Genomic DNA, 22279 nt, shown 5'->3' on the forward strand with positions numbered 1-22279 from the left:
GCCGGAGCCGACGATCGCGAGCACTCCGCCGACGGCGATCACGTCGTCCTCGTTGGCCTTGATCTCCAGCAGCGTGCCGGCGACGGGGGACGGGATCTCGGTGTCCACCTTGTCCGTCGAGACCTCGAGCAGCGGCTCGTCGACCGCGATCTCGTCGCCGATCTCCTTGAGCCAGCGGGTCACGGTGCCCTCGGTGACGGACTCGCCCAGCTCGGGCATCTTCACCTCGGTGCCCGACGCGGGAGCCGACGGGGCGGCGGGTGCGGCGGGAGCGGCCGGGCGGCGGCTTCGGCGGGCGCGGGCTCCGCGGCCGGTGCGGGCTCCGCGGGAGCCTCTGCGGCGGGGGCGGGATCCGCGGCCGGCGCCGAGGACTGCTCGCCGGCTTCGCCGATCTCCGCGAGGTCGCCGCCGACCTCGACCACGTCGTCCTCCTGGGCGACGATCTTCAGCAGCACACCGGATGCCGGGGCGGGAATCTCGGTGTCGACCTTGTCGGTCGAGACCTCGAGCAAGGGCTCGTCGACGGTGACGGTGTCGCCCTCCTGCTTGAGCCACCGTGTGACGGTTCCCTCGGTGACGCTCTCGCCGAGTGCCGGCATCTTGACGGAGAAGGCCATGTCCTCGTCACTCCTCGTGTGTTTTGTCTGCTGTGATCTGCACTGCTGAACGTGGGCTTCGGCTGGTGGCCTCCACCGGTCACAAACCCTACCCTCACGCCCGCGATCCGCGCGGGGGTTGGGGGCTTACTGGTCGGTAACCCCGGGCCGCGGTCCGGTCAGCCGCGCTGCGCGACGTCGCGGAGCACCGCGAGCATCGTGCGAACCGGTACGCCCGTACCACCCTTGCCGGTGTATCCCCACGGCCCCGAGGTGTTGAAAGCCGGTCCGGCGACGTCGATGTGGGCCCACTGCACGCCCTCGGCGACGAACTCCTTGAGGTACACGCCGGCCACGAGCATCCCGCCCCACCGGTGCGGGCTCACGTTCGCGAGATCGGCGACCCGGGAGTTGAGGTCCGCGCGCAGCTCCTCCGGGAAGGGCATCGCCCAGCCGTTCTCGCCGGTCCCGCGCGAGAGCTCGGCCACGCGGTCGCGGAACTCCTCGGTCCCCATCACACCGGGGGTGCGGTTGCCGAGCGCCACCATCTGCGCGCCGGTCAGCGTCGCCGTGTCGATCAGGTAGTCCGGGTCGTCCTCGCACGCGCGCACGATCGCGTCGGCCAGGATCAGTCGCCCCTCCGCGTCGGTGTTGATCACCTCGACGGTGGTCCCGCCGTACTGGGTGAGAACGTCGCCGGGGCGCTGCGCGGTGTCCGACGGCATGTTCTCGGCCATCGGCACGGTCGCGGTGACGTCCACGCCGAGCCCCAGCTGCGCCGCGAGGATCACCGTGGCGATCACGGCCGCCGCGCCGCCCATGTCCGAGGTCATGTTCTCCATCCCGGCGGCGGGCTTGATCGAGATGCCGCCGGTGTCGAAGGTGATGCCCTTGCCCACGAGGGCGACGTGCTTCGCGCCCTCGACGCCCGCGACGTGCTTGAGCCGCACCAGGCGCGGCGGGCGCGAGCTGCCCTGGCCGACGCCCACGACGCCGCCGTAGCCGTTGGCCGCGAGGTACTCCTCGTCGAAGACCTCGACCTGCAGGCCGGCGTCGGTGCCGAGCCGCTGCGCGCGATCGGCGAACTCGCCGGGGGACAGGACGTTCGGCGGGGTGTTGACGAAGTCCCGGGCCAGCGCCACCGCCGCGGCGGTGAGACGCGCCTGCTCGACGGTGCCTCGCGCCTCGGCGGCGAGGGCCTCGCCGCCCGGACGGGCGAGCAGCGCGAGCGTGCCCAGCGGCGCCTTCGTCGGCGCGGAGGTGTTGCGGAACTCGGCGAACCGGTAGGCGCCCAGGTACGCGCCCTCGACGGTGGCCGCCAGGTCCAGCCGCGACAGGGTCGTGGCCGCCGCGGCCACACCCTCCAGCGCGCGGCCCGCGACGCCCGCGGCCCGGCGGACGGTCTCGGCGGGGACGGGCGCACCGTCGGACGGGGCGGGGCCGAGCCCGACCCCGAGGACCGACGCCGCGCCGAGGCCGGAACCGGCCGGGGAGGGGACGCGTACCGCGTCGCCGGCCTTGCCGGTCGCCCCCACGAGGACGAGCGCGTCCGCGACGGGCCCGCGCGCGGCCTCGGGGACCGCATCGTCGAGGGCGATGCCGTCCTCGCCCGAGAACACGCCCACCACGAGCACCTCGGTGGTCGCCGTGAGGTCGTCGGTCAGGGAGAACTCGGGTCCGGCGAACGGGGTGCTCAAGGGGGTTCCTCTCGTCTGGGGCGCGGCGGATGGTGCCGTGGTCGGATGGTACGCCGACCGGGATCGGATGCCGCGGCGCGCGGGGTGTCCTACTGTGATCGCGTGGCGCCGCTCCCGACCGAGTCCGTGTTCGACGGTCACGTGCTGCCGCCGCCCGGGGTGAAGGACCACGGCACCGCGTTCCCCGCACCGGTGATCGCCTACCTCGCCGAGAGTCTCGGGCGCGAGGGCTTTCCGGTGGGCGAGTGGGCGGACAGGGCCGGGATGCCGTCCGCGAACCTCACGCCGGACCTGGTGGCCACCTTCCCGCAGGCCGTCGAGTTCATCGCGCAGGTGGTCCGGGCGATGCCCGAGCGGCCGATCGGGCTGCAGGTGGGCGCGCGGCCCCTGCTGCAGTCGTTCGGGATGCTGGGCGTCGCGGTGCAGACCGCGGAGGACGTGGGCACGGCCATCGGCGTGGGGCTGCAGTACCACCAGGCCGCGGGCAGCCTCGTGGACTTCGATCTCGAGATCGCCGGCGACGCGGCGTCGATGAAGGTGGTGCCGCGCACCGCCGACGGCACCGTTCTCCCCTTCGTGTGCGAGGAGACCCTGCTGAGCTCGCTGACCCTGCTGCGGTCCGCGCTCGCCGACGAGCACCTCGTGCCCCGCGAACTGCGGCTCGCGTATCCGGCGCCGCCCTACGCGGCGGCCTATGCGGAACACTTCGGCTGTCCCGTGCGCTTCGGCGCGCAGGACTGCCGGATGACGATGCCCCGGGACCTGCTGGGCCGCCGGCTCCCGCGGAGCGAGCCCCATGTGCACGCGGCCGCCCTGACCGTGTGCCGCACCGTCGTCGACACCCGGGCCGCGGCCCCGGAGGTCGATTTCGCCTGGGCCGTGGAGCAACTGCTCCGGTCGGACGTCAAGCGCGCGGTGACGATGGCGGCGGTGGCCCGGCAGCTCCGCACCACCGAGCGCACCCTGCGCCGCCACCTCGCCGAATCGGGTGAGACCTTCCGGTCCATCCACACCCGGGTCCGCCTCGAACGGGCCGAGCGGCTCCTGCTCACCACCGACCTGCCGATCCGGGTGATCGCCGACGAGGTGGGCTTCGGGGACGCCCGGGACTTCCGCAGGGCGTACATCGCGTGGACCGGGCGCACCCCGGCGGAGGCCCGGGCGTGATGCGGGACACCGAGGGGGGATGTTCGGCCAGCGGTCCCCGCCCGTCGGCGCAGCGCACGTACGATCGGTGCCCATGACAGCGAACGGCACTTCGGGCCCCGAGGCGGGGGTGGACGGACTCGACCTGGGTGCGCCACCGTCGACCATCGACCGGCCGTGGGAGACCGACCCGCAGGGGTACTGGGCCACGATCGACGCCGCCACGCACGCGCTGGACGCGCCGATCTTCGCGGCCGACCTGGACGCGTTGCGGTACAACGTCGCCGACATGCGTCGCCGTGCGGCGGGCACGCCGATCCGGGTGGCGTCCAAATCGATCCGCTCGCGGCCCGTGCTCGACGCACTGCTGCGGGTTCCCGGCTACGCCGGGGTGCTCGCCTACGACGTGGCCGAGGCGCACTGGCTCGCGGCCGACGGGCCGTCGTTCGACGGTGCCGACCGCCCCGGGTGCCCCGACGTCCTGGTGGCCTATCCGAGCGCCGACCTCGGCGCCATCGCCGCCCTCGGTGCCGACGAGGCGGCCGCCTCCCGGGTCACGCTGATGATCGACGACGCCGCGCAACTGGACCTCATCGACGCGGCCGTACCGCCGAGCCGCCGGCCCGATCTGCGGGTGTGCATCGACATCGACGCCTCGTTCCGCGCGCCCGGCATCGGCGTGATCGGCGCGCGGCGCTCGCCCGTGCGCAGCCGCGAGGAGGCATCCGTGCTGGCGGCGACCGTCGTGGGGCGCAAGGGATTCCGTCTGGTGGGCGTGATGACGTACGACGCGCAGATCGCGGGCGTCGGCGACCTCAGCATCCGTCGCCCCGGTGCGGGCGCCCTGCTGCGCACGATGCAGCGCGCGTCCTGGGACGAGCTGGTGGCCCGCCGCCTGGAGATCCTCACCGACCTGCGGCGGATCGCGGACCTCGAGTTCGTCAACGGCGGCGGCACAGGGTCTTTGGAGCGCAATGCCGAGGACCCGAACATCACCGACATCGCGGCCGGCAGCGGCCTGTACGGCCCGCACCTGTTCGACGGCTACTCGCATTTCCAGCCCGCGCCGGCCGCCGGGTTCGGCCTCGCGGTGGTACGCAGGCCCGCGGAGGACATCGTCACCTGCCACGGCGGCGGCTGGATCGCCTCCGGCGCGATGGGCGACGACAGGCTGCCCGAACCCGTGTGGCCGGCCGGGCTCGCACTGACAGGGCGCGAGGGCGCCGGCGAGGTGCAGACGCCGCTGCGGGGCGACAGGGCCGGGCGGATCTCCCTCGGCGACCGGGTGTGGTTCCGGCACACCAAGGCCGGGGAACCCGCCGAGCACGTCACGCACCTGACGATCGTCTCCGACGGGTCCGTGCTCGACCGGCTTCCGACCTACCGCGGCGAGGGAAGGTGCTTCCTGTGACCAACAAGTGGATGCCCGGGCTCGACGAGCTCACGGGCCGGGTCGGCGAGTGGCGCAACTGGGGCCGGACGGCGGTGGCCACCCCGTCGTACGTGTCCCGCCCCGGCAGCATCGAGAACGTCGTGCGGACCGTCGAGCGGGCGCGCGAGCGCGGGGGCACCGTCAAGGCGCTCGGAGCCGGCCACTCGTTCACCGCGATCTCGGCGCCGCGCGACGTGGCGATCTCGCCGCAGCACCTCGGCGGCCTGGTGACCGTGGACGTGGACCGCAAGCGGGTCACGTTGCGCGCGGGGACCCGCCTCTACGAGGTGCCCGCACTGCTGGAGCCGTACGGCCTGGCGATGGAGAACCTCGGCGACATCGACAAGCAGACGATCGCCGGCGCGATCTCCACCGGCACCCACGGCACCGGGCTGGGGTTCGGCGGCATCGCCACACAGGTGGTGGGCGCGACGCTGGTGAGCGGCACCGGCGACGTGGTCACGATCGGCGAGGACGATCCGCGGCTCGCGGCCGTGGCGCTGGGGCTCGGCGCGCTCGGCGTGCTGGTCGAGGTCACCGTGCAGTGCGTGGACCGGTTCGTGCTCGAGAACACCGAACACCGTGTGCCCCTGGCGGAGACCGTCGAGGGCTTCATCTCCACCGTGCGCGAGCGGGACCACTTCGAGTTCTTCTGGTTCCCGGGCACCGACGTGGCGCTGACCAAGACCCTGACGCGGCACCCGGGCGATCACAAGCGCGCGCCGGTGGGAGCGGTGCGGCGGTTCGTCGACGACGGGCTGATCGGCAACGGGGCCCTGCTCGCGGTGTGCGAACTGGGCCGCGCCGTACCGTCGCTGACCCCGCGCCTGCTCTCGCTCGCCACGTCGGTCGCGGGGGAACGGAAGGCGACCGACTACTCCGCCGACGTGTTCGCCACCGACCGCGGCGTGCGCTTCCGGGAGACGGAATGGGCCGTGCCGCTGGAGAACACGATGTCGGCGTTCGCGGCGGTACGGGAGCTGACCGAGTCCCGCGACTGGAACCTCACCTTCCCGATCGAGGTGCGCACCGCGGCGGCGGACGACCTCATGCTGTCCACCGCGAGCGGCCGCGACGTGGGGTACATCGCCGCGCACCGCTACTACCGCGACAAGGACCGCGAGTTCTTCGGCGAGGTGGAGCGGATCATGATCGATCACGACGGCCGCCCGCACTGGGGCAAGATGCACACCCGCACCGCCGACTACTTCCGCGCCGCGTACCCGCGGTTCGGCGAGTTCCTCGCCGTGCGGGACGAGCTCGACCCGGACCGCGTGTTCGCCAACGACTACCTGGACGCGGTGCTCGGACGCTGACCCGGCATGATCGCCGCCATGAAGACATTCGGCTGGACGCCGATCTCCGACGGCGGCACCGGCGGCCGGGACGTGGTGGCCCCCGATGAGCGGCTGAGTTGGCCCAAGACCTTCGGCATCGGCGTGCAGCACGTGGTGGCGATGTTCGGCTCCACCTTCCTGGTGCCGGTGCTCACCGGTTTCCCACCGGCCACCACGCTGCTGTTCTCGGGTGTCGGCACCCTGCTGTTCCTGGTGATCACCGGGAACCGGCTGCCCAGCTATCTGGGATCGAGCTTCGCCGTGATCTCGCCGATCACGGCGGCCACCGCCGCCCACGGGACCGGGAGCGCGCTCGGCGGCATCGTGGCGGTGGGCCTGCTGCTCATCGTGGTGGGGGCGGTGGTGCACTTCGTGGGCACCGCCTGGATCGAGAAGCTCATGCCGCCGGTGGTGACGGGCGCGATCGTGGCGCTCATCGGCCTGAACCTGGCTCCCGCGGCGAAGGCGAACTACGAGAAGGCGGCGGTCACCGCGACCATCACGCTGATCTGCCTGATCGCCTCGCTGGCCCTGTTCAAGGGGATGCTCGGCCGGCTCGCGATCTTCACGTCGGTGCTGATCGGCTACGCGGCGGCGTCGTTCCGGGGCGAGGTGGACACGTCGCAGATCGCGGCCGCGTCCTGGGTGGGCTTCCCGGAGTTCTCGGCACCGTCGTTGAACTGGTCCGTGCTGCCGATGTTCCTGCCCGTGGTGCTCGTGCTCGTGGCCGAGAACGTGGGGCACGTGCGGTCCGTCGCCCAGATGACCGGGCGCGACTACGACCCGGTGATGGGGCGGGCCATCGCCTCCGACGGCCTCGCGACGGTCCTCGCGGGCGCGGGCGGCGGCTCGGCCACCACGACGTACGCGGAGAACATCGGTGTCATGGCCGCGACCCGCGTCTACTCCACGGCCGCCTACTGGATCGCCGGCGTGTCCGCGATCCTGCTGGGGCTGTCGCCCAAGGTCGGAGCCGTGATCGCGTTGATCCCGCCCGGGGTGCTCGGTGGCGTGACCACCGCGCTGTACGGCCTCGTCGGGATCCTGGGCGTGCGGATCTGGGTGGACGCGCGCGTCGACTTCTCCCGGCCGATCAACCAGCTGACCGCCGCCGTCCCGCTCATCATCGGCATCGCCGACTTCACCTGGTCCCTGGGGCAGGTCACGTTCACCGGCATCGCGCTCGGGTCCGTCGCGGCGATCGTGATCTACCAGGGGATGCGCCTGCTGGGACGCACCGGGAGCGCGGCGCTGGACTAGCGCTCTGGACTAGAGTGCCCGGCATGACTGAGTCGCTGATCGAGGGCCCCCTGAACGCAGTCCACACCGAGCTCGGCGCGTCGTTCGCGCCGTTCGGCGGCTGGTCGATGCCCGTCAAGTACGCGGGCACCGTCGGAGAGCACACCGCGGTCCGCGAGGCCGTGGGGATCTTCGACGTCAGCCACCTCGGCAAGGCCACCGTCGCGGGCCCCGGCGCCAAGGACTTCGTCAACGGCGTGTTCACCGCCGACATGGGCAAGATCCGTCCCGGCAAGGCGCAGTACACGCTGTGCACCAACGAATCCGGCGGTGTGATCGACGACCTCATCGTGTACTACGTGTCCGACGAGGAGCTCTTCCTCGTACCGAACGCCGCGAACACCGCCGCCGTCGTGGCGCACCTGCGCGAGCGCGCGCCGGAGGGGGTCACCATCACCGATCAGCACCGCGACTACGCCGTGCTCGCCGTGCAGGGGCCGAAGTCCGCCGAGGTGCTGCAGGCCGTCGGGCTGCCCACCGACATGGAGTACATGGCCTACGAGGACGCCTCCCTCGGCGGCACCCCGGTACGCGTCTGCCGCACCGGCTACACCGGCGAGCACGGCTACGAGCTCGTCCCCGCCTGGGGCGACGCCGAGACGGTGTTCCGCGCCCTGCTGCCCGAGATCACCTCCCGTGACGGCCAGCCCGCCGGCCTGGGCGCGCGCGACACCCTGCGCACCGAGATGGGCTACCCCCTGCACGGGCACGAGCTCACCGTGGACATCACGCCCGTCCAGGCCCGCGCGGGCTGGGCCGTGGGCTGGAAGAAGCCCGAGTTCGTGGGCCGCGAGGCCCTCCTGGCCGAGAAGGAGGCCGGTCCGGCCCGGCGGCTCTGGGGCCTGCGAGCCACCGGTAAGGGCGTCCTGCGCGCCGAGCTCACGGTGCTCGGGGCCGACGGTGCGCCGATCGGGACCACCACGTCGGGCACCTTCAGCCCCACCCTGAAGGCCGGGATCGCGCTGGCGCTCATCGATTCCGAGGCCGGCGTGCAGAAGGGCGACCAGGTGAGCGTCGACGTGCGCGGCCGCGCGATCGAGTGCGAGGTGACCCTGCCTCCGTTCGTCGAGGCGAACACGAAATAGGGCCGAGGACCGCCCCGAGAAATACTCGGGGTTCCTACTGATTGGTACGGGCATCGCGCGCGGGCGCGGGTCGTAGAATCTTGTGCCATGACAACTGGCACGGCCTTCGCCCTCACCCGCAACGACCACCCCCGCTCTGCGGCTGAGCGCTCCGAGATCCTGGCGAACCCGGGATTCGGCAAGTACTTCACCGACCACATGGTGTCGCTCCGCTGGAGCGAGGAGAAGGGCTGGCACGACGCCGAGGTGATCCCGTACGGGCCGATCCCGATGGAGCCCTCCGCCGCCGTGCTGCACTACGCGCAGGAGATCTTCGAGGGGCTCAAGGCGTACCGCCAGCCCGACGGTTCCATCGCCACCTTCCGTCCCGACGCCAACGCCGCGCGCTTCCAGCGCTCCGCCGAGCGCCTCGCGATCCCGCCGCTCCCGGAGGACGTGTTCGTCGAGGCCCTGCGGCAGCTCACCGCGGTCGACGGTGACTGGGTGCCCGCGTCCGGTGGCGAGGAGGCCCTCTACTTCCGGCCGTTCATCTTCGCCGACGAGGAGGCGCTCGGCGTGAAGCCGTCGAGCAGCTACCGCTTCCTGGTGATCGCCTCGCCCGCCGGCGCCTACTTCGCGGGCGGCGTGAAGCCCGTGTCCGTGTGGCTCTCGCGGGAGTTCGTGCGCGCCGCGCCCGGCGGCACCGGCTTCGCCAAGTGCGGCGGCAACTACGCCGCGTCGCTGGTGGCGCAGGCCCAGGCCGCGCAGCAGGGCTGCGACCAGGTGGTGTGGCTCGACGCGATCGAGCACGAGGCGATCGAGGAGATGGGCGGGATGAACCTGTTCTTCGTCCTCGGCTCCGGGCCCGGCGCGAAGATCGTCACCCCCGAGCTGTCCGGCTCGCTGCTGCCCGGCGTCACCCGCAACTCGCTGCTCCAGCTGGCCCGCGACGCCGGGTTCGAGACCGAGGAGCGCCGGATCACCGTGGCCGAACTCAAGGAGGGGGCCGCCTCCGGCGCGATCACCGAGGTGTTCGCGTGCGGCACCGCGGCCGTGATCACCCCCGTCGGGCACGTGAAGGGCTCGGACGAGGACTTCCTCATCGCCGACGGTGAGCCCGGCGAGATCACCATGGCCCTGCGCGAGACCCTCACCGGCATCCAGCGCGGCACCGTCGAGGACCAGCACGGGTGGATGACCACGCTGAGCTGACCCGCGGTCGACCGGAAGGTTGTCGGGCTACGCCGTGACGTGCTGGGCCGAGTGGCCGATGGCGGCCTCCTCGTTGAGCATGCGCATGAACGCGGCCTGGCTGCGGTCGCCGCGGCGGGCGGCGCGCTCGCGGCCGCCGGGCAACTGATTGACGACGGATTCCACGAGGTGGTACGGGATCCGCAGGGCCGGGTACCAGGGGAGCGTCGACGGTACGCCGAGCTCCTTCATCGCCGCCGTGCCCAGGTACGCGGTGGCGATCGACAGGTGCTGCGAGCGGGCGATCCGGCGGCGTAATCCGCTGAGGTTCGGGTACTTCCACCGCATCGGGTCCTCCGCCATCGGTTGCGCGAGGGCGCGGCTGGTCTGGTCCGGCGTGGAGAGCGCACGCGACGTCTGGAACAGGATGCGCAGGCTGTCGCGGTAGCTGTGCGGCAGGAAGTCGTCGGTCACGCCCATCAGCCGGCCCACGTAGCGGGTGAGGTGCGCGGCGGCCTCGTACTCGCGCGGGTTCGCGATCATGCCGAGCCCCATCCCGGTGGCGACCGGGGCGATGAGCGCGCCCACCAGCGTGGCGGCCATGTCCGTCTGATTGATCGGCAGCCCGTGCGCCTCGGCGTCCCAATCGGGAAGTGCCGTCACGTGCCGGCGGACCATCGAATGGATGAACCGCACGTGCAGCGTGGAGCGGTAGCCCACGCCGCCCGGCCGCAGACCCTCCGGGACGATCACGTCGAGCGCCCACTGCGAGGTCTCGGCGAACCGCTTGTTCGATCCCTTCTCCAGCGCACCGGTGCGGAGCAACGTCTGGTTGAAGCCCGAGAACAGGTAGCCGCCCATGAGCGCCACATCGCGCGCCACCGCGAATCCGTCGGCGCCGCCGCTGCGCATCAGCCGGCCGCCGAGCAGGATCGCGTCCCAGTCCACCCACTCGGGGACGGCTTCCATCTCCTCGAAGAACTCGCGAAGCTCCGCCGGCGCGTCGGGAACCGCCGCGATGCCCTTGTTCAGGGCCCGGTGGAACTGTGCCTTCCGCGAGTCCGTGTCGTCGCGGTAGATCCAGTCGACGAGGTCGTCCATCTGCGGATCGCCCACCGTCAGAAGCTCGCCGAAGCGGGCGAACTCCGCCGCGGTGGGCTCGGGCAGCCTCAGCAGGCGGCTGACCATCCAGATCCCCGGCGGCACGCGGCGGGGTGCGTCGGGGTGTCGCGCGGGGATCCGCGGGGGAGCGGCTGCGGTCATGACGGCCTCGCGATCGATTGACAACGGTCGTAGTCAAATCTATTCCCGGTCTGTCCGCGGCGTCAAGGGTGGGTCTCGGCTCCCAGCCGGGAGAAGGCGTCCCCCACGTTTTTCGACGTCCCCGCTGCTGCAGCCTGAGGGAGGCCGAAATACCCGGGGGAGGCCGTCTCCCGGCTGGGAGCGGGATTGCGGGTGGAGCCGGGGTCAGTGCACGCAGAGGCCGACGAGGGTCAGCACCGTCGTCACCTCGATGCCGAAGCCGAGGACGTCGCCGCTCACGCCGCCGAACCGGCGCACGCAGTGCCGCATCCCGGCCGCCGCGGCCGCCAGCGCGACGAACAGTGCGACGGGACCCTGCCACGGAACGCCCGGGACCGCGAACGCCGCCGCGCCGAGCGCGACGACGAGCCAGAACGCCTGGACCGGGACGCCCTGGGTGCCCGCTGTGAGGGCGCCGAAGCCGTCGGGATTCGCCGCGCTCCACCCGCGCCGGCAGCCGAGGACCGCGGCCACCCGCGCCGCGCCCACCGCCACGCCGACGGCCGGCCACAGGCCCCGCTCCGCCAGCGCGCCCACCGCGGCCGCCTCCGCCGTCAGCAGCAGCGCCAGCGCCGCGGCGCCGAACGGTCCGACGGTGCCCTGTCGCATGATCTCCCGCGCGCGTTCGGGCGGGCCGTAGCTGCCCAGCCCGTCCACGCAGTCGGCGAAGCCGTCCAGGTGCATGCCGCGGGTGAGCAGCCCGGACGCCGCCACGGCCAGTACTCCCACCAGAAAGGCGGGCAGTCCCGCCGCGTTCCCCGCCCACGCGACGGCGACGACCGCGGCCGCCACGACCGCCCCGGCAACGGGGACCAGCGCGATGACGCGCGCACCGTCGTCGCGGGTGAACGGATCCGGCATGCGCCCCCGGGGCACGGGCAGCACCGTCATCCAGGCGACGGCCGCGATGAGGTGCCGCATGTCAGGTCCGGGAGACCCCGGCGGAGTCGAACGTCGCCATCTCGCCGAGCACGGCCACGGCCGACCTCACGATCGGCAGCACGAGCGCGGCGCCGCTGCCCTCGCCGAGGCGCAGGCCGAGGTCCACCAGCGGCTCGATGCCGAGCCGGTTCAGCGCCAGGGCGTGTGCCGGCTCGGGGCTGAGATGCCCTGCGGCCCACCAGGTCAGGGCGCCGGGCGCCAGATCGTTCGCCACCAGCGCGGCCGCCGTGACCACGACGCCGTCGAGCACCACCGGCGTGCGGCGCACCGCCGCCTGCGCCAGGAAGCCCGCCATCGCGGCGATGTCCGCACCGGAGACGGTGCGCAGCAGCGCCTTCGGGTTCCGGGTGTGCGGGCGGGCGCGGTACATGGCGTCGCGGATCGCCGAGGCCTTGCGCATCCAGGCGTTGTCGTCGATCCCCGTGCCGCGGCCCACCACGAGCACGGGTTCCGTCTCGGTGAGCGCGCCGATCAGCGCGGCCGCGGGGGTGGTGTTGCCGATCCCCATATCGCCCACGATGAGCAGGTCGGCGCCGGAGTCCACCTCGTCGTCGGCGATCCGGCGGCCGGCCGCGATCGCCGCGATCGTCTCCTCGTCCGTCATCGCGTCGGTCGCGGAGATGTCGCCCGACGATCGGCGGATCTTGTTGCGGCTCAGCTCCTCGCGGGTGTCGCCGGCCACGGCCAGGTCCTCGACGCGCACCGTCGCACCGGCCTGCGCGGCGAGCACGTTGATCGCGGCCCCGCCCTCGGCGATGTTCGCCACCATCTGCGCGGTGACCTCCGGCGGATACGCGGAGACGCCGTCCGCGGCCACGCCGTGGTCGCCCGCGAACACCACGATCCGCGCCCGCTCGAACTGCGTCGGCGGGCAGGCGCCCTGGCACGCCGCGACCCACTCGCCGACCTGCTCCACGCGGCCCAATGCGCCCGAGGGCTTCGTCAGCAGCAGCTGGCGGTCGCGGGCCTGCTGCGCGACGAACGCATCGGGCGGGGTGATCGTGGGGAACGACAACGGGTCCGCACCCGGCTCGAACGGCGGCAGTTCGACCGGGGGGAGGGGAGCGGCGGCAGGGATCGGCGCCGGGACGACCGCCGGGGCCGGCGGCGCACCGTCGAGCGCCACCGGGATCCCGGCGACGACGAGCTCCGCACGGTCGGCCACCGCGGCGAGCCGCGCATTGAGGTCGCCCAGCAGGTCCTGGAACACCCGGCCCGCGTGCGTGGCGGGGACGACCGACAACCCCACCTCGGGGCTGACGATCACCAGATCACCCGGGTACGCCTGCGCGTCCGACACCAGCGCGGCCACGTCGTCGGCCACCGCGTCGGGCGTGTCCCAGCCCGCCGCGTCGAGACGGGCTGCGATCCAGGCGCCCAGGTCGTCGACGAGGGTGGGGGCGGCACCGTCGGACAGCACGGACCGCAGGTCCTGCGTCTCGACCGTGGACCACGTCTCCGGCCGGCGCGCTCGATGCGCGGCCACCCGGGCGACGAGGTCGCGGTCGCCCGGGGAGGGCGCCGTCGCGACGTACCGCACCGGCCCCGTGGCGGCCGCGGTGATCAGCTGCTCGGCGCGAGCCGACTTGCCCGAGCGGACACCGCCGAGGACCAGGGTGAGCGCCACGGACTAGACCGCGTCGCCGGGCTTGACCCGGGGCCGGGGGATGCGCATGCGGCGCAGCTGCGTGGTGCGCATGAACGCGTACCAGCCGAGGCGGAAGCCCGCCTCCGTGGTGTCGGGGAACTTCTCCCGCACCCGGTTGTTGATCCGGCGGCCGGTGAAGTAGCCCTCGACCGCCATGATGATCACCAGCAGGATGAGGAGCGGCATCGCGAGGGCGCTCAGCGTGGGGCTCTGCACCGTGACGAACATGTACACCATGATCACCACGGCGATCGGGATGAACATCGTGGAGATGTGGCGCTTGGCGTCGACCAGATCGCGGACGAACGCCTTCTCCTGGCCCTTATCGCGGACGGGCAGATAGCGCTCGTCGCCCTGCATCATCAGCTCGCGGCGCTCGGCGGCCAGCGTGCGGCGCTCGGAGGCCGCGGCCTTCCGCTCCTCCTTGGACATGGAGTTCTTGAGTTCCTTGCGGCGCGCTCGCGCCTCGGCGCGCGTCTGCGGCGCCGGGGTCACGGGGCCGCGCTTGCGCCCCTCGGCCTCGCGGCGCGACGGGGTGGGGCGGCCCTTGCCCGGGGTCTGCGCGGGCTTGGAGGCGGTCTCGGCGGCGCCCGATTCCGCGGTCGCGCCGTCCGCGGAATCCGCGGTCTCGGCGTTCGAGTCGTCGGCCTTCTGCCAGGGGAGTTTCACGATGTCCAGCCTAGAAGATCGGAGGCGGTGCCCGGCGACGTGGGTGACGGCGCACACGGACGGCGGGGACTGCCGGGAATGTGGGACGGGGGAGTACCGTTGAAGCAGACACCGAAGCGTGTGAGGAGAACGTGAATGACTACTGCTGAGACCGAGACCACCGGTGTGGTCCTGACCGAGGCTGCCGCATCGAAGGCCAAGGCCCTGCTGGACCAGGAGGGTCGTGACGATCTGGCGCTGCGCATCGAGGTGCAGCCGGGCGGTTGTGCCGGCCTGCGCTACCAGCTGTACTTCGACGATCGGACCCTGGACGGCGACGTGGTCTCGGAGTTCGGCGGCGTGAACCTGTCGGTGGACAGGATGAGCGTCCCGTTCCTGATCGGCGCGAAGATCGACTTCGTCGACACCATCGAGAAGCAGGGTTTCACCATCGATAACCCGAACGCCACCGGCTCCTGCGCCTGCGGCGACTCGTTCAACTGACGCACCGCTGACGGGCGTCCAGGCGCCCGGAGGACCGCCGGAACCCTCCCGCGACTAGGCTCACCGCGTACGGTTTGCCGAACCACGGGAGGGTTTCGCTGTGTCGATCGCCGTTTCTGGCTCCATCGCCACCGATCATCTGATGCGATTCGAGGGCAAGTTCTCGGAGCAGTTGTTGGCTGAGCACCTCGCCCACATCTCGCTGAGCTTCCTGGTCGAGGACCTGGTGGTGCAGCGCGGCGGCGTCGGCGCGAACATCTGTTTCGGGATGGGCCAGCTGCGCCGCCGGCCCGTTCTCGTGGGCGCCGTGGGAGCCGATTTCGACCAGGGGTACCGCGAGTGGCTCGAGGACGCGGGCGTCGACACCCGCGGGGTGCGGGTCTCGCAGACCGCGCACACCTCCCGCTTCATGTGCACCACCGACGACGAGATGGCGCAGCTCGCCTCGTTCTACTCCGGCGCGATGGTCGAATCGCGGGACATCGCGATCGCCGACGTCGTGTCCGCGGTCGGCGCGCTGGACCTCGTGGTGATCGGCGCCAGCGATCCCGCAGCGATGACCCGCCACTCCGCGCAGTGCCGGGACGCCGGGATCCCCTTCGCGGCCGATCCGTCGCAGCAGCTCGCATGGCTCAACGGCGAGGACGCCCGCGCGCTGGTGGAGGGCGCGAAGTTCCTGTTCACCAACGAGTACGAGTGGGGCCTGCTGCAGCAGAAGACGGGGATCAGCGCCGAGCGCCTCACCGCCATGGTGCAGGTGCGGGTGACCACCCTGGCCGAGAAGGGCGCGGACATCGTGGTCGTGGGGCCCGACGGTGCCGTGGCCGAGCAGATCCACGTCGACGTGGTGCCCGACCGCGGGCGCGTGGACCCGACGGGCGTCGGCGACGCGTTCCGCGCGGGCTTCCTCGTCGGCCTCGACGGCGGCCTGTCCTACGAGCGGTCCGCCCAGCTGGGCTCCTACGCCGCGGTGAAGGTGCTCGAGACCGTCGGGCCGCAGGCGTGGCGGTACGACGAGGCCGACGCCCGCGAGCGACTGACCGAGGCGTACGGCGCCGAGGTGGCCGGGGAGATCCTCGCCGCCCTGTGATCCCGGCGGCGCCACGCGTGCGAGTGCGTCACAAACACTGTTACCGGCGAGTAACCTACGGTATCGTAGGTTCATGACGGTCGTAGGGACACCCGAGGTCAAGCCGCGGCTACGCGGAGTGATCCACCAATTCGGAGCCATCGGCGCCGTGGTGGCGGGCGTGCCACTGGTCGCCGCGGGGTTCGCCCACTCGATCCCCGCCGGCGTGGCGCTGCTGATCTACGCCGTCACCGTGCTCGGCGTGTTCGGCGTCAGCGCGGCGTATCACCGCGGCCGCTGGACCGAGGCGCAGCGGATCTGGATGAAGCGCGCCGATCACTGCATGATCTTCGTGTTCATCGCCGGCAGCTACACGCCGATCGCCGTGCTCGCGCTGCCGCCGTCCGTCGCTCGCTGGGTGCTCGCCGTCGTGTGGGGAGGGGCGCTCGCGGGCGTCGCGCTCAAACTGCTGTGGCCGCACGCACCGCGCTGGGTCGGCGTGCCGCTGTACATCGCCCTGGGCTGGGTGGTCGTCGCCGTCGCCGGGGACCTCGTGCAGGGCGCCGGCTGGCCGGCCGCGATCCTGCTCGCCGTCGGCGGCGTGCTCTACAGCGGCGGCGCCGTCCTGTACGCCACCCGCTGGCCCGATCCCTGGCCGGGCGTGTTCGGGCACCACGAGTTCTTCCACGCCGCCACCGTGATCGCCGCGGCCTGCCACTACGCCGCCATGTGGATCACCCTGCTCCGCTGAGTCGCCCTCAGGAGCGGCAGAGGTGATCGACCAGGCGGGTCCGTGTGGGATGCGCGAACACGTCGGTCGCGGTCAGCTCGTCCAGGTCGAACGTCGACCGGATCGTCTCCACGAGCTCCACGACCTGGATGGATGTTCCGCCGGCCTCGAAGAACGACTCGTCCGATCCGATGCGCGTTCCCAACGCCTCCGCCCAGAACTCGTCGACCGCCCGGGCGATCGACGGCCGGTCGGGCACGGCCGCATACGACGCGCCGTCGTCCTCGGCGCGCCGGGCGAGCAGGTTCCGGTCCGCCTTTCCGCTCGGTCCGGTGGGGATCGCGTCGATCGCGAGCACTCGAGCCGGGCGCAGGTGCGCGGGAAGCCGGGAGTGCAGCCGGCCGGCGATCGCGTCGACGTCGTGCGTGCCGTCCGTGAGGACGACGAAGGCGACGAGCCGCCGGTCGAGGTCCTCGCCGACCGCGACGACCGCGACCTCCGCGACCCGCGTGTCCGCGGCGAGCGCGGCTTCGACCTCTCCGGGCTCCACGCGATGGCCCCGCACCTGGACCTGGTCGTCCCCGCGGCCGACGTACACGAGGTCGCCGTCCGGCCTCCGGTACACCAGGTCGCCCGTGCGATACCCGGCGTAGGTCCGCCCGTTCCGGGTGATCGGCGCGAACGCCGCACGGTCGGCGGCGGCGTGCCCGAGGTATCCGGAAGTCACGTGCGGCCCGTACACCAGCAGCTCGCCCGTGACGCCCGGTGGCACCGTGCGCCCGGCGGAGTCGACGACCGCGGCGCCGGTGTGCGGCAGCGGGATACCGATCACGGCCTCCGGATCCGATTCGGCGGTCGCGAGGTCGATCTCCGCCATCGTGGTGAGGATCGCCGCCTCGGTCGGGCCGTACAGGTTGAACACCCGGGTCCGGGGCGAGGCCGACAGGATCCGGCGCACCGTGGCGGGGCGCAGTCGCTCCCCGCCCAGGAACACCACCCGCGGGGACACCGACGACCAGTCGTCGTCCGTCGCCGCCGCGTTCAGCATCCCGAGTGCGCTCGGGGTCAGGCACACGACGTCGGCCCGCTCCGCGCGCAGCCACGCGAGGTACCCCGCCGGATCGCGACGCAATCGGTGCGGCGGAATCAGGACGGTACCACCGTCCAGGAGTGCCCCGAATACCTCCCACACGCTGAAATCGAAAGCGGGGGAGTGGAAGAGCGGCCAACGGCCGCCCGGAACGCGGGCGGTGCGGGTCGCGTCGAACAGAGCGGTGATCGATCCGTGCGTGATCGGTACCGCCTTCGGCCGGCCGGTGGAACCGGAGGTGAAGATGACGTACGCCGTGTCGCCCGGCGCCGGAGCCGACGGCGCGGTGCCCTCGCCGGTCAGCTCCTCGATCGGATGATGGTGCAGCCCGGGCGAATCGGGCCAGGGTGCGGCGCCGGCGGTGATGACGTCCATCCCGCCCACGTCCGCGACCATCGAGAGCACCCGGTCCCGCGGGGTCTCCACGTCGATCGGGACGTAGGTCCGCGACGCGTACAGCACGGCGACCATCGCGACCACGAGCTCCGCCGACGGCGGGATCGCGACCCCGACGAACGGCCCGTCGATCCGTGCGGCGATTCCGTTCGCGACCGTGCGCGCCCGGCGGTCCAGCTCCGCGTAATCCAGCGTGGCGTTCGGCGTCGCCACGGCGACGGCGCGCGGTGAGCCGCGCACGACGGCGCGGAACAGGTCGACGAGGGTGGTCGCGGCCGCGGCGCGGGCGGGAGGGCGGTCCGCCGCCGGCGGGCCGGGGACCGCGGGGTGCGACCACCCGATGGAGGCGAGCGCCGCGCCCGGGGCGTCCGCCGCCGACCGCAGCACCGACGCGTAGACGGCGCCCACGTCCGTACCGCGCAGCGCGTCGCACTGCTCGACCCGCACGGCCAGCTCGGTGCCCGAGCACTCGACCACCACGGACAGCGGGAACTGGACGTGCCGGCGGCGCAGGACGTGCGTGACCGCGGTGACGCCGCCGATCGACGGGGCGAGCGGACGCGGATACACGGTGAACGAGCTGGGCGCGCCGGCGGCCGCGGCCGCCCCCGGTATCCGGTCGGCGTAGCGCAACAGGTCGAACGATTCGAACCCGATCAGGGCAGCGACCTGTCCGTCGACGTCGCGCGCCAGATCGGCGAACGTACGGCCAGGCGCGGACAGATCAACGCTCACGGGAAGCGAATTCACCAACACGCCGCGGTGATTCGCGGCATCGGCGGTGGACCGGCGATTCGACAGCGGTACCGACACCACGACGATCGGTCCGGCGCCGAGGAGCCCGGTGGTGACGGCGTGCGCCGCGAGGAGGAACGAGAAGGTGCGCACGCCGAGCTCGCGGCTCGCGGCGACGACGCGCGCACCGTCGACGGTGGCCGACGACGCCGAGCCGGCCAGCGGCGCGTTGCCGGCGCGCCGCGCCCACGACGGTGCGTCGGGCGTGGTCGGGAGGGTCGCCCGGAAGTGCGCCACAGCCTCCTCGGCGTTCACCCCGCCCGTTGCGAGCGCGTGCGGCGCGACGTCCGGCGGCGGCTCCCACGCCTCTCCGTCCCGATAGGCGCCCGCGATGTCGAGCACCATGAGATACCACCCGAAGACGTCGGTGACCAGGTGGGAGGTGACGAGAACGGCGAACGTGCGCGGGCCGCACACCGCGACCTCGAGATGGAACTGGGGCCACACGTGCGGCGGGAACACCGCGTCGTACACGGCCTCCGCCGCCGCCAGCACGGCGTCCAGGTCCGCGTACGGCACGACGGGGACCCCGGGCCGCGCGCCCGGGTGCGGTACCCGCACGAGCTCGCCCGCCGCCCGGGACACGGTGTCGTTGACCGCACCGGTCGCCGTCGCGACGGCCTCGATCGCCGCCGCCAGGCGCCGCGGATCGAGCCCGGTGAACTCCATCACGGCGCCGATGTTCGCACCCGGGTCCGAGGGGCGCGCGAACTGTGCGGCGGCGATCCGCGCCTGCGCGGGCGAGGGTGGACGGACCGCATCGGGGCGGTCGTCGGGCAGCGCCGCGCGCCACCGCCGGAGCAACGCCGCGCGGTGCTCGTCGTCCGCGAGGATCGAGTAGTGGTCGCCGGGGACGTCCACGACCGCGACGGGGCCGGCCGTGTGCGGCGTCCAGTCGTGCGCGGGCCGCACTCCCAGTGCCGCGAACACGCCCGACGGATCGTGCTCGGTCGCGCGGAAAACCGTGACCGGTGCGGTGATCCGTCCCACCGGTCGGTGCTCCATCAGTGCGCGGTGGTGCCGGCTCCAACGTTCGGCGAACTCGGGTGCGCGCCCGTCGGGTACGTCGGCGAACCGTCGCAGGACGCGGTCGGCGGCCGCACGATAGGCGGCGCTCCCGAGCGGCTGCGCGGGGACCGGGTACGAGGCCGGGGACAGCGCGTCCACGAGAGCGACGTGCGCCACCGGGCGCCCGGCGTCCTCCGCCAGCAGCGCCATCGCCATCGCGACGTTGCCGCCGAAGGAGTAGCCGCCGAGCCACAGCGGGCCGCGGACGTCCGCCGGGATCGCGGCGAGGGCGTCCGCCGCGATCTGGGGAATGGTCCGCTCGCCGGCCGGCGCGGTGAACACGCCGATCGGGGCGTCGCCGAGGTCGTGGGCGAGTCGCCGGTAGACGAGGGTCGTGCCGCCCGCGGGAGGATGCAGCAGCCACCGCGGCCCCGGCCGGCTCCAGTCCCCGTACCGCACGAGGGTCACCCGCTCGGGGGATGCGGCACCGTCGATCTGCGCGGCGAGCACGTCGACCATCTCGCCGACGGTCGCCACCGCGTCGAGCGCGTCGAAGTCGATCCGGCACCCGTATCCGGCCTCGAGTTCGGCGACCAGTTCCACGAGCATCACCGATTCGCCGCCCGCGTCCATGAAATCGGACGCGAGCAGGTCCGCCCCGACCTCCGCGCCGAGCGCGGACGCGAAGGCGGCCCGCACCGTGTCGTGGACCGATTCCGGGGAGGAGGACGAGGACGGAGCAGGGACGGCGTCCGGGGCCGGTGGCGTCTCGACGATCGGAGGCAGGTCGACCCACGTCTCGTCGAAGGGCGCCGGTGGCAGCAGTACGAACCGGCCCGCGTCGCCGGAGCGGGGGCCGGCGGGCCCCGACGGGGCCTCACCCGGCGCTTCGAGCGCGCGAACGAGGCCCGGGATCGTCGCCGCGTGCAGTGCGACGGTGCGATCGCCGGATTCGGCGCGCTGTCGCAGACTCCGGGCGACGTCGGCGACGCTGATGTCGGTGCGCCCGCGCACCGCCTCGGCCAGACGCGAACGGTACGCGCGGAGCGCCGCATCCGAGGACGCGCGGACCTCGACCGTTCCGCCGTGCGTGGTGGGCGCGGCGGGCCGCGGCGGCGCGGGCACCAGGACCGCGGACACGTTGCCGCCTCCCATGCCGAAGGAACTGACGGCGACCGCCGCACCGTCGGGCAGTGTCGATGCCGCGTCCGCGACCCGGAACCTGGTGCGGTGCAGCCCGAGTTCCGGGTGGGCATCGCCGAAATCGGGCTGGGCGGGCACGATCCCGTGGCGCAGCACCATGGCGGCCTTGAGGAGCCCCGTCACGCCCGCCGCCGCGTCCAGGTGGCCGAAGTTCGCTTTCACGGCGCCCAGCAGGCACTCCGGTCCGGCTCCGTGGGCGAGGTGCAGGCCGCGGACCTCGATCGGGTCGCCCAGAGCCGTGCCGGTGCCGTGCGTCTCCACGTACCGGATCCGGCCCGGATCGACACCGGAGCGCGCCATCGCCGCGACCTGGACCGACGCCTGGCCGTCGGGGTGGGGGTGGGTGAACGAGCCGGCCGCGGCACCGTCGTTGTTGGCGGCGGTACCCGCGATCACGGCCAGGACGTCCGAACCGTGCTCCGCCGCACGGGAGAGGCGAGTCAGCACCACCGCGGCTCCACCCTGCCCCGGAACCACGCCGTCGGCGCGGGCGTCGAACGGCCGGCACCGCCCCGACGGCGAGAGCACATCACCCGCGGACGCGATGTACCCGGAGGCGCCCGGGACCGCGAGCGAGGCGGCGACGACGATCGCGGCATCGATATCGCCCTGCGCGAGAGCGGAGGCCGCCTGGTGGACGGCCATCAGCGATGAGGAGCACGCGCTCTGGACCGCGAGGGCCGGACCCGTGAGACCGAGCTTCCGCGCCACCCGGGCCGCGGCGAACGCCGGATCGCTGCCCAACAACGCGGGGTAGGGGATGGCGGCGCCGGAGTCCCGGAGCCGAGGGGCCACGCGCCGCAGGAGGTAGGTCGGCGCCGACACCGAGCCGAACGTGCCGACCACGGCCTCCGCGGGGTCCAACCCCGAACTCTGCAGGGCCTCGGCGGCGAGCTTGAGGATCAAGCGGTGCTGCGGGTCGATCAGTTCCGCCTCGCCGCGGGTCAGCCGGAACCTGTCCAGGTCGATCGCGCCGGCATCGCCGATCCGGGTGCCGACGGGGACGTAGCGGGGATCCGCGACATCGGCGGCGGAGGCACCGTCGGCGAGGGCCTCCCGGTCCGGGATCGTCTCGGTCCCGACCCGGCCCGCGCACAGCGAATCCCAGAAGTCGCCGAGGGTGTTGCAACCCGAAAGTCGTACTGCCGCACCGATGATCGCGAGGGCCACTACGGGGACCCT

At 72.9% G+C, this 22279-nt stretch carries 15 protein-coding genes and 1 pseudogene; 9 read left to right on the plus strand and 7 right to left on the minus strand.

The genetic code is table 11. The features are described 5' to 3' along the window. Together BN39_RS22460 and BN39_RS19820 are read right to left on the minus strand one after the other, a co-directional pair. Positions 1-617 (minus strand): annotated as a pseudogene (locus BN39_RS22460) (biotin/lipoyl-containing protein); the annotation flags it as partial. 158 nt (positions 618-775) lie between these two features. Next, positions 776-2293, minus strand: a complete 1518-nt coding sequence (locus BN39_RS19820; RefSeq protein WP_019204191.1) for a leucyl aminopeptidase — start codon at positions 2291-2293, stop codon at positions 776-778. A 102-nt stretch (positions 2294-2395) separates the two neighbouring features. Between BN39_RS19820 and BN39_RS19825 the strand changes: the two genes are divergently transcribed. The 6 genes from BN39_RS19825 to BN39_RS19850 all read left to right on the plus strand — a co-directional run bounded on the left by BN39_RS19825 (position 2396) and on the right by BN39_RS19850 (position 9783). Further along, positions 2396-3460 (plus strand): AraC family transcriptional regulator, encoded by a 1065-nt coding sequence (locus BN39_RS19825; RefSeq protein WP_019204192.1) that lies wholly within the window; start codon positions 2396-2398, stop codon positions 3458-3460. A gap of 73 nt (positions 3461-3533) precedes the next feature. After that, positions 3534-4850, plus strand: a complete 1317-nt coding sequence (locus tag BN39_RS19830) for an alanine racemase (protein ID WP_019204193.1) — start codon at positions 3534-3536, stop codon at positions 4848-4850. 11 nt (positions 4851-4861) lie between these two features. Further along, positions 4862-6187: a D-arabinono-1,4-lactone oxidase gene (locus BN39_RS19835; RefSeq protein WP_040768929.1), complete on the plus strand. Its 1326-nt coding sequence runs from the start codon at positions 4862-4864 to the stop codon at positions 6185-6187. An 18-nt stretch (positions 6188-6205) separates the two neighbouring features. Further along, positions 6206-7468, plus strand: a complete 1263-nt coding sequence (locus BN39_RS19840) for a uracil-xanthine permease family protein (RefSeq protein ID WP_051159093.1) — start codon at positions 6206-6208, stop codon at positions 7466-7468. A gap of 23 nt (positions 7469-7491) precedes the next feature. After that, positions 7492-8592, plus strand: coding sequence for a glycine cleavage system aminomethyltransferase GcvT (gcvT, locus tag BN39_RS19845; RefSeq protein ID WP_019204196.1), 1101 nt, complete (start codon positions 7492-7494; stop codon positions 8590-8592). 87 nt (positions 8593-8679) lie between these two features. Beyond that, complete coding sequence (locus BN39_RS19850) at positions 8680-9783, plus strand: branched-chain amino acid aminotransferase (protein ID WP_019204197.1); 1104 nt, start codon at positions 8680-8682, stop codon at positions 9781-9783. Between the two features lie 27 nt (positions 9784-9810). Here the strand turns inward: BN39_RS19850 and BN39_RS19855 are convergent, their stop codons facing one another. The 4 genes from BN39_RS19855 to BN39_RS19870 form a co-directional block, all read right to left on the minus strand. After that, positions 9811-11025: an oxygenase MpaB family protein gene (locus BN39_RS19855; RefSeq protein WP_019204198.1), complete on the minus strand. Its 1215-nt coding sequence runs from the start codon at positions 11023-11025 to the stop codon at positions 9811-9813. A 204-nt stretch (positions 11026-11229) separates the two neighbouring features. After that, complete coding sequence (locus tag BN39_RS19860) at positions 11230-11985, minus strand: adenosylcobinamide-GDP ribazoletransferase (RefSeq protein ID WP_019204199.1); 756 nt, start codon at positions 11983-11985, stop codon at positions 11230-11232. A 1-nt stretch (position 11986) separates the two neighbouring features. Next, positions 11987-13633 carry a nicotinate-nucleotide--dimethylbenzimidazole phosphoribosyltransferase gene (gene cobT / locus BN39_RS19865; protein ID WP_019204200.1) on the minus strand — a complete coding sequence of 549 codons (1647 nt, stop codon included), beginning with the start codon at positions 13631-13633 and terminating at the stop codon, positions 11987-11989. A 3-nt stretch (positions 13634-13636) separates the two neighbouring features. After that, a complete protein-coding gene (locus BN39_RS19870; protein WP_019204201.1) occupies positions 13637-14323 on the minus strand; it encodes a DUF3043 domain-containing protein in 687 nt (228 codons plus the stop codon). A gap of 135 nt (positions 14324-14458) precedes the next feature. Here BN39_RS19870 and BN39_RS19875 point away from each other — a divergent pair, with 135 nt between their 5' ends. From BN39_RS19875 to BN39_RS19885, 3 genes are all read left to right on the plus strand, one after another. Further along, on the plus strand, positions 14459-14806 hold the full coding sequence (locus BN39_RS19875) for an iron-sulfur cluster assembly accessory protein (protein ID WP_040768750.1): 348 nt from the start codon (positions 14459-14461) through the stop codon (positions 14804-14806). A gap of 100 nt (positions 14807-14906) precedes the next feature. Beyond that, positions 14907-15896, plus strand: a complete 990-nt coding sequence (locus BN39_RS19880; RefSeq protein ID WP_019204203.1) for a carbohydrate kinase family protein — start codon at positions 14907-14909, stop codon at positions 15894-15896. Between the two features lie 73 nt (positions 15897-15969). Then, positions 15970-16626 (plus strand): hemolysin III family protein, encoded by a 657-nt coding sequence (locus BN39_RS19885; RefSeq protein WP_040768752.1) that lies wholly within the window; start codon positions 15970-15972, stop codon positions 16624-16626. Between the two features lie 7 nt (positions 16627-16633). On the opposite strand, the gene BN39_RS22465 is transcribed toward BN39_RS19885, so the two are convergent. Continuing rightward, positions 16634-22267 carry a non-ribosomal peptide synthetase gene (locus BN39_RS22465; RefSeq protein ID WP_051159084.1) on the minus strand — a complete coding sequence of 1878 codons (5634 nt, stop codon included), beginning with the start codon at positions 22265-22267 and terminating at the stop codon, positions 16634-16636. Positions 22268-22279: the final 12 nt, after the last annotated feature.

The sequence above is a fragment of the Tsukamurella sp. 1534 genome, assembly GCF_000312385.1.
In the GTDB taxonomy this organism is placed as follows: domain Bacteria; phylum Actinomycetota; class Actinomycetes; order Mycobacteriales; family Mycobacteriaceae; genus Tsukamurella.

Excerpts from the sequence above, each read along its gene's own strand:
- BN39_RS19830 (WP_019204193.1), top strand. The coding sequence starts at position 3,534 with ATGACAGCGAACGGCACTTCGGGCCCCGAGGCGGGGGTGGACGGACTC.
- BN39_RS19835 (WP_040768929.1), top strand. The coding sequence starts at position 4,862 with ATGCCCGGGCTCGACGAGCTCACGGGCCGGGTCGGCGAGTGGCGCAAC.
- BN39_RS19840 (WP_051159093.1), top strand. The coding sequence starts at position 6,206 with ATGAAGACATTCGGCTGGACGCCGATCTCCGACGGCGGCACCGGCGGC.
- gcvT (WP_019204196.1), top strand. The coding sequence starts at position 7,492 with ATGACTGAGTCGCTGATCGAGGGCCCCCTGAACGCAGTCCACACCGAG.
- BN39_RS19850 (WP_019204197.1), top strand. The coding sequence starts at position 8,680 with ATGACAACTGGCACGGCCTTCGCCCTCACCCGCAACGACCACCCCCGC.
- BN39_RS19855 (WP_019204198.1), bottom strand. The coding sequence starts at position 11,025 with ATGACCGCAGCCGCTCCCCCGCGGATCCCCGCGCGACACCCCGACGCA.
- BN39_RS19860 (WP_019204199.1), bottom strand. The coding sequence starts at position 11,985 with ATGCGGCACCTCATCGCGGCCGTCGCCTGGATGACGGTGCTGCCCGTG.
- BN39_RS19875 (WP_040768750.1), top strand. The coding sequence starts at position 14,459 with ATGACTACTGCTGAGACCGAGACCACCGGTGTGGTCCTGACCGAGGCT.
- BN39_RS19885 (WP_040768752.1), top strand. The coding sequence starts at position 15,970 with ATGACGGTCGTAGGGACACCCGAGGTCAAGCCGCGGCTACGCGGAGTG.